The organism is Plantibacter cousiniae (nom. nud.) (assembly GCF_977070315.1).
The window spans coordinates 138,246-150,982 of sequence record NZ_CDRVEU010000011.1; the positions used below are offsets into that span (position 1 = coordinate 138,246).

The 12,737-nt window shown below is 59.9% G+C and carries 11 protein-coding genes; all 11 read left to right on the top strand.

The window, feature by feature from the left end:
* The first annotated feature begins 162 nt into the window (after nt 1-162).
* The 11 genes from ACW55A_RS20380 to ACW55A_RS20430 all read left to right on the top strand — a co-directional run bounded on the left by ACW55A_RS20380 (nt 163) and on the right by ACW55A_RS20430 (nt 12,604).
* Nucleotides 163-3,642, top strand: a complete 3,480-nt coding sequence (locus ACW55A_RS20380) for a hypothetical protein (protein ID WP_498811526.1) — start codon at nt 163-165, stop codon at nt 3,640-3,642.
* A gap of 255 nt (nt 3,643-3,897) precedes the next feature.
* Nucleotides 3,898-5,163: an urea ABC transporter substrate-binding protein gene (urtA, locus tag ACW55A_RS20385; protein ID WP_058397068.1), complete on the top strand. Its 1,266-nt coding sequence runs from the start codon at nt 3,898-3,900 to the stop codon at nt 5,161-5,163.
* A 214-nt stretch (nt 5,164-5,377) separates the two neighbouring features.
* Nucleotides 5,378-6,967, top strand: coding sequence for an urea ABC transporter permease subunit UrtB (gene urtB, locus ACW55A_RS20390; protein ID WP_096136641.1), 1,590 nt, complete (start codon nt 5,378-5,380; stop codon nt 6,965-6,967).
* Nucleotides 6,967-8,046, top strand: coding sequence for an urea ABC transporter permease subunit UrtC (urtC, locus tag ACW55A_RS20395; protein WP_058416270.1), 1,080 nt, complete (start codon nt 6,967-6,969; stop codon nt 8,044-8,046). Before urtB ends, urtC begins: the two co-directional genes overlap by 1 nt.
* On the top strand, nt 8,043-8,903 hold the full coding sequence (gene urtD, locus ACW55A_RS20400) for an urea ABC transporter ATP-binding protein UrtD (protein ID WP_498811525.1): 861 nt from the start codon (nt 8,043-8,045) through the stop codon (nt 8,901-8,903). Before urtC ends, urtD begins: the two co-directional genes overlap by 4 nt.
* 101 nt (nt 8,904-9,004) lie before the next feature.
* Nucleotides 9,005-9,703 carry an urea ABC transporter ATP-binding subunit UrtE gene (urtE, locus tag ACW55A_RS20405; RefSeq protein WP_003368879.1) on the top strand — a complete coding sequence of 233 codons (699 nt, stop codon included), beginning with the start codon at nt 9,005-9,007 and terminating at the stop codon, nt 9,701-9,703.
* A 48-nt stretch (nt 9,704-9,751) separates the two neighbouring features.
* Complete coding sequence (locus tag ACW55A_RS20410; RefSeq protein WP_498811524.1) at nt 9,752-10,597, top strand: urease accessory protein UreD; 846 nt, start codon at nt 9,752-9,754, stop codon at nt 10,595-10,597.
* Between the two features lie 302 nt (nt 10,598-10,899).
* Nucleotides 10,900-11,202: an urease subunit gamma gene (gene ureA, locus ACW55A_RS20415; protein ID WP_003317023.1), complete on the top strand. Its 303-nt coding sequence runs from the start codon at nt 10,900-10,902 to the stop codon at nt 11,200-11,202.
* Nucleotides 11,203-11,212: 10 nt separating this feature from the next.
* Nucleotides 11,213-11,755: a GNAT family N-acetyltransferase gene (locus tag ACW55A_RS20420; protein WP_065350649.1), complete on the top strand. Its 543-nt coding sequence runs from the start codon at nt 11,213-11,215 to the stop codon at nt 11,753-11,755.
* A gap of 10 nt (nt 11,756-11,765) precedes the next feature.
* Nucleotides 11,766-12,299: a GNAT family N-acetyltransferase gene (locus ACW55A_RS20425; RefSeq protein WP_003431756.1), complete on the top strand. Its 534-nt coding sequence runs from the start codon at nt 11,766-11,768 to the stop codon at nt 12,297-12,299.
* Nucleotides 12,296-12,604: an urease subunit beta gene (locus tag ACW55A_RS20430; protein WP_002555403.1), complete on the top strand. Its 309-nt coding sequence runs from the start codon at nt 12,296-12,298 to the stop codon at nt 12,602-12,604. The genes ACW55A_RS20425 and ACW55A_RS20430 overlap by 4 nt, the downstream gene beginning before the upstream one ends.
* Nucleotides 12,605-12,737 lie beyond the last annotated feature (133 nt).

Genomic DNA, 12,737 nt, shown 5'->3' on the forward strand with positions numbered 1-12,737 from the left:
AATCTCGCGCGTTTCCGAGACTTCCTACCTATCAGAGAGCCGATGCTGCAGTCCTCTCACTGCGCTGGCCGATACCCGCGTGCCTTTAACCCTGACTATATGAAATGAACCGCCCGGCCAACACCTCGAGCGGATCATCCATCACGCAGACGAATCGGCACCATGACCTTACCGCTCACCGCATCAACCCAGGCTCTAAACGCCTCGCTTGCCAGCGATACCTATCCACCCGACTTCAGCAAGACGACCCAAGAACTGGCCCGTACCCTGCTGCATCCCCTCAAACCCGAGCTGGATGTCGAGACGACCTGGCTGACTTACCGTGACAACGAGGTCGGATTCGACCACGGGAGCAACATACACAGGGTTCCACTGATCCCTGGCCTGATCGAATACTTCACCGGCCATTTGCAATGGATCGACAATGATGTAGTCGCTCTCCACCCGCCTCTCGACACGCCTTCTCCAACGCCTGACACACAGCAGCCTGACGTCAAGCCACCTGCCATTCAGCCGCTGGGGCGGGCAGCGACTGTAACGTTCTTCACCCAGGTCAGCGAGCAACTTGAGCAGTGCTACACACGAAGTCTTGCAGACTACTGGAGCACTGCGACGCTTGATGGCGAAACCCGGAGCAGCCAGTTTGTCGCAGAGCAGATCGAGTGCCTGACATCCGAATGTGCGGTGCTGATCGCCCTGGGAAAGATGACGACCGGGCACTACAGCCTGCTTTCGGCCACCCTTGGGCCCTGTGCCACAGATGCGACCGCGGGTCTCGCAGACTTGCAGCCGCACAGTGTTTACAGCCTGTCGGCACAAGACGGCGACGGCCCCTCGCTGTCGCTTTACGGTGCGTTTGCCATTGCCCGGCGTCTTCGTGATGCGCCGGTCCAGCCAGACCTGGAAGAGCAGGAAGAGCTGGAAGATGTACTTCTGTTTACGCCCCATGACGGGCTGGAAGCATTTGCCTCATTGCAACAGTTGAACCACGCGCTTGTTCAGCGAGTGACTGAACCCGAGTACCGAGGACGCTTGGGCGACAGCGTCACCGCCGGGGAGGCAAGCCCCACCAAACCCACCCCTGTCCTGCAATGGCAATACACCCTGATGGACGGCAACTTTCTCAGCCTGCTGCTTGCCCGGCAGGTTGTCGCGCAGCAGTCGGTCTTCGCTCAGGCTGTACAGCTGGCCCGCGCTCAGAAGATGGACGCGGTCTGTTTCGAGCAAACGATAGCGAGTTTGCTGAAACCCAGGATTTACTTCGACAACCACTGGCGACTCGACGGATTCGACAGCGATCTGGTGCAAAGCCGAATGCCCGATTGGTGGAAAACCATGACGCTGACGCAGCGTCATGCATGGCATCGCCAGGCAAAGCGGTTTGGCGAATTGGTGGTGAACATGCGCAAAGCCAGCAAGGAGCACTTCGGCCAGGCGGAAAATGACAGCCGCACCTACCCGACGCGCTATATCGACAAGCAACTGGCTCAACTGCTGAACCGGCTATCCATCACGGCAACAGCGCAACAGATCAATATTTCACTGACCTACAGGACGGGCATCGAAGTGCTCGATATTCCCGGCGCGCCTGTATTGCCAGAAATCAACACCGAGAACGTTTCACTCAGGCAACTGGCACATACCCAAGCCCTGCACACCAAGGCCAAGGATGCCGTGCTTCTACGCGCTGTCGACGCCGAAGGCGTCTACCTTGCGCACTTGGACAAGCAGGCCGTAACAGAGCTGATTGCCACGCTGGAAGATCCCCAATACCTCAGTAATTACCTTGACCTGCACCTGAAAACCTCGGCGTATGCACAGCAGCTCAAGCGGTCAGAAAAAGCCATGTTGCGAGCTCAGATGAAGATGGCGCTGCTGGAGATCGAACAACAGGCTTTTGCACCCACCGGCCGCGAGTGGATCAAGGCTGTGCTGGATTCGCCAGGACTCCAAGGACGTCGAACCATCAACAAGCAAGCCATTGAAGTCCGTTTTTTCAGCGTCAACCAACTCAAGATGACCAACGTGATGCTGATTGCTCCAGCCGGAAAATTCGAGAAGGGGCCACTGGTGCTGTGCACGCTGGATGCTGCCGACGGTGTCGTTTTCCGCTGGTTCAACAGCATGTATCACCTGACCACCAGCTTTCTGGAAGAGGCACCCTTCCAGCAGTATCTGATTCAGCAAATACCGGTTTCCAGGCGTCTTGAGACGCTGCATGCCATGCAGTACGAAAAGGAAGCGAAGCATCGGCGTCCACCCGAAGTATTTACCCAACTGACGCTGCTACCGATCCCGTCAAGGCTGCTGCGCCCCGTCGTGTTTGTCAGCCAGAGCAAAGACATTTACGAGGAAAATCACGAGACCAAAATCAACCTTCTGATCAACGAAGCCAAACGGCAGATGAGTCTGACCACCGGTACAGGGCAATCGGGTCTGGGCTTCGATCTGATCGCGAGCATTGCGATTCTGTTTCTGCCTGGCGCGATCATGATGCCTGTCGCGCTGGGCGCTGGCCTTTACAAAACCTGGAGCGCTTTTTCGAAAATCGATGAAAACGACCTGGAAGGCGCCGCCGAGGAGTTTCTGAGCGCCCTCAGCTATCTTGCCATTGCCTTGGTCGGCCACTTGGCGCTGGCCTTGAAGCCGGCAGGAAGCGCCGCAAAAATGGTGAGACGTCCGCACCTCGTACGCAGAGTCGGTCGTGATGGTCAGGCGCAGATCGGCTACCTCCTTTCGCACTCAAAGGCACCGCGTTTCGCAGGCTCGAAATTGATCACTGCCATGGACCCCAAAAGCTTCGTCGCCATTGAGGTAGAGGGCCAGACCTGCTTCATAAGCCGGCGGGCTAACGTGTTCGGCCACTCGCGCCTTTATCGGGTAAACCCGATGGATGCCACACAACTGGTGCACGGGCAGGAGTTTGCTCTTCGCAGCACGACCGGCGTCTGGAAAATCGTGGGCAAACAGATACCGCGCATGAGTCAATCGGCAATCCGCAGTGCCGAGGCGCGGCTGACCAGCCTGACAACTCTCTGGCCGGCGTCTCTGGAGGAAGCAAGTAGCATCGAACGCCTGAAGTTCGAGACCGACTACCTGACGCTGGCACATACATCCAACGCAGAAAAATTTTCCGAAATAACCACCTACGTGGAAGGCGGTTCAACGGAGATCAACCCGCTGCTGCGAAGCGGCGTGCGCAATGCCACCACGCGCAGGTTTCTGCGTCAGTTCCATAAGCTCAAGGCGTGGGAAGGCACTGCATTTCGCGCCACCTATGTGTCCAGCGACGGGGTGGCATGCCTTGAGCGCGAAGTGGGTGCAGTGTTTACCGACAATGGCGTGCAGTCTGCATCGATGTCGCGAGCCAACGCCTCCAGATGGAGCCAGGACGGGTTCGTGAATCGCAACGCCAATGCCGAAAACCACCCGGTGTTCTTCATCTTTGCACCGGCTGTGCCCAAGAAGAACATGTTCACCGGCTTTCTTGGTGATCACGTGGCCATTGCGCCGGGGACATACGTGCAACTGGGTGCGACCAAGCGGGTCAACGGACAGCTGTTTGCCTGGTTCGATGCGCCCGAACAACTGGTTGATCAGACCTACGATCTCTATACCGGGGAACAGGAACTCTGGGTCTGAAACCCGCACGCGGCTGATCCGGGAAGCCGGTCATTACTCGCCGGCGCTGCTGCAAAGCAGCCTTGCACCATTGCAGAGCCCGGAGCGCACGCGGGACAAAGCCGGGTTCCACCTTGGTGCACATCTTCCCCGAACCGCGACACATTAGTTCCATTTTGCGACGTTTATGCATTGGCCCAGACCTTGCTAAAGCCTGAAAGAGCAAAAAATGCACCGCCGCCAAACCTCAAAACAATGTACTAAGGGAGCCAGTCAATGAAGCGTCGCAGCCTGATCAAAGCCTTTACCCTGTCCGCATCCATCGCCGCCATGGGGCTGACCTGGACCGTTCAGGCAGCCGAGACCATCAAGGTCGGCATTCTGCATTCGTTGTCCGGCACCATGGCCATCTCCGAGACATCGCTCAAGGACATGGCCTTGATGACCATCGACGAGATCAATGCCAAAGGCGGCGTCAACGGCAAGATGCTGGAGCCGGTCGTCGTCGACCCGGCGTCCAACTGGCCGCTGTTCGCGGAAAAAGGCCGTCAGTTGCTGACCCAGGATAAAGTAGCCGTGGTATTCGGCTGCTGGACATCGGTGTCGCGCAAATCGGTGCTGCCGGTCTTCGAAGAACTCAACGGGCTGCTGTTCTACCCGGTGCAGTACGAAGGCGAAGAGATGTCGCCCAATGTTTTCTACACCGGCGCTGCGCCTAACCAGCAGGCCATCCCTGCCGTCGAATATGTCATGAGTGAAGATGGCGGCTCGGCCAAGCGCTTCTTCCTGCTCGGCACCGACTACGTCTACCCGCGCACCACCAACAAGATTCTGCGCGCCTTCCTGCATTCCAAAGGCGTGAAAGATACCGATATCGAAGAGGTCTACACCCCGTTCGGTCACTCCGATTATCAAACCATCGTGGCCAACATCAAGAAGTTCTCCGCCGGTGGCAAGACGGCCGTTATCTCCACCGTCAACGGCGACTCCAACGTGCCGTTCTACAAGGAACTGGCCAACCAGGGCCTGAACGCCACCGACGTGCCGGTTGTGGCCTTCTCGGTAGGCGAAGAAGAACTGCGCGGCATCGACACCAAGCCACTGGTAGGTCATCTGGCCGCCTGGAACTACTTCCAGTCGGTGGAAAACCCGGTCAACAAGAAGTTCGTGGCTGACTGGAAGGCCTACGCCAAAAAGAAAAACCTGCCAGGCGCTGACAAGGCCGTGACCAACGACCCGATGGAAGCCACGTATGTCGGCATTCACATGTGGGCGCAGGCGGTCGAGAAAGCCAAATCCACCGACGTGGACAAGGTCCGTGAAGCCATGGCCGGACAAACGTTCGCCGCGCCGTCGGGCTTTACTCTGACCATGGACAAGACCAACCATCACTTGCACAAGCCAGTGATGATCGGCGAAATCCAGGACGACGGTCAGTTCAACGTTGTGTGGCAGACCAAAGAGCCGATCCGCGCCCAGCCTTGGAGCCCGTACATCCCTGGCAACGACAAGAAGCCGGACGCCCCGGCGAAGAGCAACTGATCCCCTATCAACACAGCCTGATCGTTCCCACGCTCCAGCGTGGGAACGCAGTTCTGGACGCTCCGCGTCCGATCCTGAGCGCGCGGCTCGGTGCATGGTTGACGCAGAGCGTCACGAAAGGCATTCCCACGCAGAGCGTGAGGAACGAGCAGCGTCAGGGCGAACAGCCACGAATGTCTAGTGGAACGCCATAACAGACCAAGGCCATATTGATATGCCTTCTTATTTCTACCGTTTGATCCTCGCCATCAGCCTGCTGCTGCCTTTGGCTGCCCAGGCCGGTGATGCCAGTGACTTTGTCGCAGCCAGTTCTTCGCAACAGGCAGAGCTGCTGGAGGCCTGGGCCGCCAAGCCTGTGCCGGAACGCGTCGAGCTGCTTGAAGCCTTGCGCGATGGCCGAGTAGGTGCTGACAGCAGCAAGCGCGCCTGGATCGAAAACAACGATCAATACGTGGCCGTCGATGCACAGGCTCCTGCCGCCGCCGATGCTCCAACGCCTGACGAACCGCGTAAATTGCGCTTGAACAACCGGCTGCGTGGCCTGGTTGAAACGGCGCTGGCCAGCCATCAGTTGCTGGCAGCCGACACACAACTGCGCATGGCCGCGGCCCTGCAATTGCAAAAAAGCGCGCGCCCTGCACAACTCGAGTTGCTGACCGAACGCGTGGCCAGCGAATCCGACTCAAGCGTCAAAAGCGCGCTGACCCTGGCGCTGGCCAACCTGCAAATGGTCGATTCCAGCCCGACAGTACGTCTGGCTGCCGTGCGGCTGCTGGGCGAAACCGGTGATCCGCTGGCGCGTACCCGTCTTGAATCATTGCTGGCACCCGGCGTGGAAACCGACGCTTCGGTACGCGTGGCGGCTGAAACCAGCCTGGCGCAGGTCAAGCGCAAGCTGATGATCGGTGAAATCCTCGGTCAGGCGTTCAGCGGCATGTCGCTGGGCTCGATCCTGTTGCTGGCGGCGCTGGGTCTGGCGATCACCTTCGGCCTGCTGGGTGTGATCAACATGGCCCATGGCGAGATGCTGATGCTGGGAGCCTACTCCACCTACGTTGTGCAACTGATGCTGCAGCGCTATGCACCGGGGGCCATCGAGTACTACCCGCTGATCGCGCTGCCAGTGGCGTTCTTTGTCACCGCCGCGATCGGCATGGCTCTGGAACGTACGGTCATTCGTCACCTGTATGGCCGCCCGCTGGAAACGCTGCTTGCAACTTGGGGCATCAGTCTGATGCTGATTCAGGCCGTGCGTCTTGCCTTCGGCGCGCAGAACGTTGAAGTCGCCAACCCGCTATGGCTGTCGGGTGGCATCCAGGTGCTGCCTAATCTGGTGCTGCCTTACAACCGCATCGTGATCATCGCCTTCGCGCTGTTCGTGGTGGTACTGACCTGGCTGCTGCTGAACAAGACCCGCCTGGGCCTGAACGTGCGCGCCGTCACCCAGAACCGCAACATGGCCGCCTGCTGTGGCGTACCGACCGGGCGCATCGACATGATGGCCTTCGGTCTGGGCTCAGGTATCGCTGGTCTGGGGGGTGTTGCCCTGAGCCAGATCGGCAACGTGGGCCCTGATCTTGGGCAAAGCTACATCATCGATTCGTTCCTGGTGGTCGTGCTCGGTGGCGTCGGGCAACTGGCCGGCAGCGTGATGGCGGCCTTCGGGCTGGGCATCGCCAACAAGATTCTAGAACCGCAAATCGGCGCTGTATTGGGCAAGATCCTGATTCTGGCGCTGATCATTCTGTTTATCCAGAAACGTCCGCAAGGCCTCTTCGCACTGAAAGGACGGGTGATCGACTAATGAGCCAGCCATTGATAGTAACTGCCGCGCAAAAAGTCGGGCCAAGAGTCACGCTGACTGCAGGCTGCGTAATACTGGCGGTGCTGCTGGCACTGCCGCTGCTGTCGTTGCTGCCTGCCGATAACGGCTTTCAGGTCTCGGCCTACACCCTGACCCTGGTGGGCAAGATCCTCTGCTACGCCATTGTGGCGCTGGCGCTGGATCTGGTCTGGGGCTATGCCGGGCTATTGTCGCTGGGCCACGGCCTGTTCTTCGCGCTGGGCGGTTATGCCATGGGCATGTATCTGATGCGCGAGGCCGCAGGCGACGGTTTGCCTGCGTTCATGACCTTCCTGTCGTGGACCGAGCTGCCGTGGTACTGGGCAGGTACCGACCATTTCCTCTGGGCGATGTGCCTGGTGGTATTGGCACCGGGACTGCTGGCGCTGGTATTCGGCTTCTTCGCCTTCCGCTCGCGGATCAAGGGCGTGTACTTTTCGATCATGACCCAGGCGCTGACCTTCGCCGGCATGCTGCTGTTCTTTCGCAACGAGACCGGCTTTGGCGGCAACAACGGCTTCACCAACTTCCGCAGCATTCTGGGCTTCAGCATCAGTTCACAAGGCACCAGAGCCGCGCTGTTTCTGGCCACGGTCGCATTGCTGGTGGCCAGTCTGTACATCGGCTGGCGCCTGGCGCAGAGCAAGTTCGGCCGCGTGCTGACGGCACTGCGCGATGCGGAAAACCGCCTGATGTTCTGCGGTTACGATCCGCGCGGCTTCAAACTGTTCGTCTGGGTCCTGAGCGCTGTGCTGTGCGGTCTGGCTGGCGCCTTGTATGTGCCGCAGGTCGGCATTATCAACCCCAGCGAAATGTCGCCGACCAATTCCATTGAAGCCGCTGTCTGGGTTGCCCTGGGTGGCCGCGGCACGCTGATCGGCCCGCTGCTGGGCGCAGGTCTGGTGAACGGCATGAAGAGCTGGTTCACCATGGCCTTCCCGGAATACTGGCTGTTCTTTCTTGGCGCGCTGTTCATCATCGTCACGCTGTATCTGCCCAAGGGCGTGATCGGCATGCTGAAGAAAAGGAGCGAGCAATGAAAACCACTCCGACCCCGTCTTTCATGCTTGAACCGATCCTGGCGCCAAACTCCGATGCCGGCACCAGCCGAGACGCAGTGGGGCTCGGCAAAAGCGCCGGCAAAGGCCTCAACACTCGCCACGGTACGATCCTGACGCTGGAAGACATCAGCGTCAGCTTCGACGGCTTCAAGGCCCTGAACGATCTGAATCTGTACATCGGCGTAGGCGAACTGCGCTGCATCATCGGCCCCAACGGCGCGGGCAAGACCACGCTGATGGACGTCATCACCGGCAAGACCCGGCCCAGCCACGGCAAGGCATGGTTCGGTGAAACGCTGGACCTGACGCAGATGACCGAAGTGCAGATTGCCCAGGCCGGCATCGGCCGCAAGTTCCAGAAACCCACAGTATTCGAGGCCTTGAGCGTGTTCGAAAACCTCGAACTGGCGCAGAAGACCGACAAATCGGTGTGGGCCAGTTTGCGTGCGCGGTTGAGCGGCGAACAACAGGACCGGATCGGTGAGGTGCTGGAAACGATCCGCCTGACCAGCTCGATGCAGCGCCCTGCAGGCTTGCTGTCCCACGGCCAGAAGCAGTTTCTGGAGATTGGCATGCTGCTGGTGCAGGACCCGCAATTACTCCTGCTCGACGAGCCGGTGGCGGGCATGACCGATGCCGAAACCGAATTTACCGCCGAGCTGTTCAAGAGCCTCGCCGGCAAGCACTCGCTGATGGTGGTTGAGCACGACATGGGTTTCGTCGGCTCGATTGCCGACCATGTCACCGTGCTGCACCAGGGCAGCGTACTGGCTGAAGGCTCGCTGAACTACGTACAGGCCGATGAACGCGTGATCGAAGTGTATTTGGGACGCTGACGCAACGAACCGATCGTTCCGGCGCGCTGCGCGGGAATACCTGTCCAGACGCCCCGCGTCGCAACACTGCGATTACGCTGCAATAGACGAGAACACCCACCATGCTCCAGGTCGAAAAGCTTCATCAGTATTACGGCGGCAGCCACATTCTTCGCGGTCTGTCGTTCGATGTGAAGGTCGGTGAAGTCACCTGCCTGCTGGGCCGCAACGGCGTGGGCAAGACCACGCTCTTGCGCGTGCTGATGGGCCTGCTGCCATCCAAGGAAGGTTCGGTGCAATGGGAAGGCAAGACCATCACCCAGTTCAAGACGCATCAACGGGTACATGCCGGGATCGCTTACGTACCGCAGGGCCGGGAAATATTCGGTCGGCTGACGGTGGAGGAAAATCTGCTCATGGGCCTGTCCCGTTTTCCGGGCTCCGAGGCCAAGGAAGTGCCTGCCTTCATCTACGAGTTGTTCCCGGTGCTGCTGCAAATGAAGCACCGCCGCGGCGGCGATCTGTCCGGTGGTCAGCAGCAGCAACTGGCCATAGGCCGGGCATTGGCGAGCCGTCCACGCCTGCTGATTCTCGACGAGCCCACCGAAGGTATTCAGCCCTCGGTGATCAAGGAAATCGGCGCCGTCATCAAAAAGCTCGCCGAGCGTGGCGACATGGCGATTCTGCTGGTCGAGCAGTTCTACGACTTCGCCGCGGAGCTGGCCGATCAGTACCTGGTGATGTCGCGGGGCGAGATCGTCCAGCAGGGCCGTGGCGAGAACATGGAGACCGACGGCGTTCGTGGTCTGGTCACTATTTGATGCGCCAATCCGTTATCGTGCAGCATTCGACAAGCCAATGAAGACACCATGAACCTGCCTGCCAACACCGCCCTCTTCACCCCCAGCTGGCACGCCGAGCTGGAATTGGGTTACGGCCGTTTCGATGACAGCACACGCCCGACGCAGCGGCGCCACAAAGGACCGCTGCGGGTGCAAAAGCATCTGTACGCCGAAGGCCCGGAGGTGTGCCAGCACATCATCGTTCATCCACCAGGCGGTATCGCCGGGGGTGACCGGCTGGATATCTCGGCCACCGTGGGGGCCAATGCCTGGGCACAGTTGACCAGCCCCGGCGCGGCCAAATGGTATCGCGCCGCCAGCCCGGCCTTTCAGCAACTGGAACTGCACGTCCAGCCTGGTGCGACGCTGGAATGGCTGCCGCAGGAAACCATCGTCTTCAGCAATGCCCAGGCAGAGCTGAGCACTCGGATAGAGCTGCACGGTGATGCGAAGCTGTGTTACTGGGATGTAGTGGCGCTGGGCCGCCCGGCCAGTGGCGAGCGGTTCGAGCACGGGCATTTTCAGTCGCATCTGGATATACGTCGCGACGGCACATTGCTCTGGCATGAGCGACAACGCATTATCGGTGGCGACGGGCTGCTGGACTCGCCCATCGGCCTGGACGGCAGAACGGTGTTCGCCACCCTGCTGATGACCGGCGAAGTAAGCAGCGAGCTGCTCGAGGCCTGCCGTTCGCTGTCGATGCCCAACCCGGTACGCGGCGACCTGACTCAATTGCCCGGTCTGCTGGTCGCTCGCTTTCTGGCAGACGAAGCATTGCACGCGCGGGCCTGGCTGATACAAATCTGGAAATACCTGCGCCCTGCCCTGCTGGGACGCGAGGCGGTAACGCCAAGAATCTGGAACACCTGATTGATGACTGGACGCTCTGCATTCCAGGCTACACCCTCGGCGCTGATGCACTCAGCGTGGTACATAAGTCCTGAAAAGCCCGAAAATCGGGGCTTTTAGCGCTTCTGCCCGCAGGGCGTGGGAGCGAACTTGTTCGCGAAGACAATGTTTTAGGCGCTGCCTTTTCGGCGACTACACCGGCCCCTTCGCGAACAAGTTCGCTCCCACGGCCTTCGGCCAGAACCCAAAACAGACTTATACATAACAATGAGGGCTCAAGCCTGGGAACGATCAACCACCGAATTTGAACAAACGGAAACCCCATGGACCTGACACCACGCGAAAAAGACAAGCTGCTGATCTTCACCGCCGGACTGGTCGCCGAACGGCGTCTGGCACGCGGTGTGAAGCTCAATTACCCGGAAGCCATGGCCTACATCTCTGCGGCACTGCTCGAAGGTGCGCGTGACGGACAGACCGTCGCTGAGCTCATGCACTACGGCACGACCCTGCTGAGCCGCGATCAGGTCATGGAAGGTATCGCGGAAATGATCCCGGAGATTCAGGTGGAAGCCACCTTTCCGGACGGCACCAAACTCGTCACCGTGCATCAGCCGATTGCCTGAAGGAGTGATCATGCAGGACGTGATTCGCGATGCCCTGCCGGACGATCTGCCGGGCATTCTGGAGATCTACAACGACGCAGTGCTCAATACCACGGCTATCTGGAACGAGCAGCCGGTTGATCTGGCCAACCGCCAAGCCTGGTACGCCGCTCGCCAGAGTCAGGGTTATCCGATTCTGGTGGCCATCGACACCGCAGGCGAAGTGCTCGGCTATTCGTCGTTTGGCGACTGGCGGCCGTTCGAAGGCTTTCGCCATACGGTCGAGCATTCGGTTTACGTGCGCGCCGACCAGCGTGGCAAACGCTTGGGCCCGCGTCTAATGGCCGCCTTGATCGAGCGCGCCCGCGACTGTGACAAGCACATGATGGTCGCGGCGATCGAAAGTGGTAACGCTGCGTCCATCGCCCTGCATGATCGCCTGGGTTTCAAGACCACAGGACAAATGCCTCAGGTCGGCACCAAATTCGGCCGCTGGCTGGACCTGACCTTCATGCAGCTCGACCTGTCGCCCGGTGCTCAGCCACCGGCTTCGCAAGCCCCCTCCGCCCTTTAGAGAGCACGCCATGAATCCAGCACAGCTGCGCCGCGTCACCGCCGAAAGCTTCGCGCATTACCGCCAGGGTCTGGCGCAATTGTTGTTCGATACGGTTCATGATGGCGCGTCGGTCGGTTTCATGGCCGACCTCGACATGGCGCAGGCCTACGGCTGGTGCGACGGGCTCAGAGCCGATGTCGCCGCTGGCTCTCTGCTGCTGTGGGTGGTGGTCGAGAACGAGAACGTCCTGGCCAGTGCGCAACTGTCGCTGTGCCAGAAGCCCAACGGCCTGAACCGCGCCGAAGTACAGAAACTGATGGTGCTGCCTGCGGCGCGCGGGCGTGGCCTGGGCAGGCAATTGATGGAGGCCGTTGAACAGGCGGCCGTGAAACACAAACGTGGGCTGTTGCACCTGGACACCGAAGCAGGCTCGGCGGCTGAAGCCTTCTACAGCGCGCTGGCCTACCACCGTGTCGGTGAGCTGCCGGATTATTGCGCCACACCGGACGGGCGCCTGCATCCCACCGCCATTTATTTCAAAACCTTGGGGCAACCGACATGATCCCTGGTCAATACCAGATCCAGCCCGGCGACATCGAACTCAACGCCGGACGCCGCACCCTCAGCCTGACCGTCGCCAACAGCGGCGACCGGCCGATTCAGGTGGGCTCGCATTTCCACTTTTTCGAAACCAACGACGCACTGACCTTCGACCGCGCCGCCAGCCGGGGCATGCGCCTGAACATTCCGGCCGGCACCGCGGTGCGCTTCGAGCCGGGCCAGTCCCGCGAAGTCGAGCTGGTGGACCTGGCCGGCTTGCGCAAGGTTTACGGGTTTGCCGGTCGGGTGATGGGCGATCTGGATTGAAGGCTTTTTGAATACCGTTCCTACGCTCCGCGTTCATCGTTACACACAAGTCTGCTTTTGATTCTGGCCGAAGGCCGTAGGAGCGAACTTGTTCGCGAAGAGGCCGGTACAGCCTCCAGAAACAGGGCGTTCG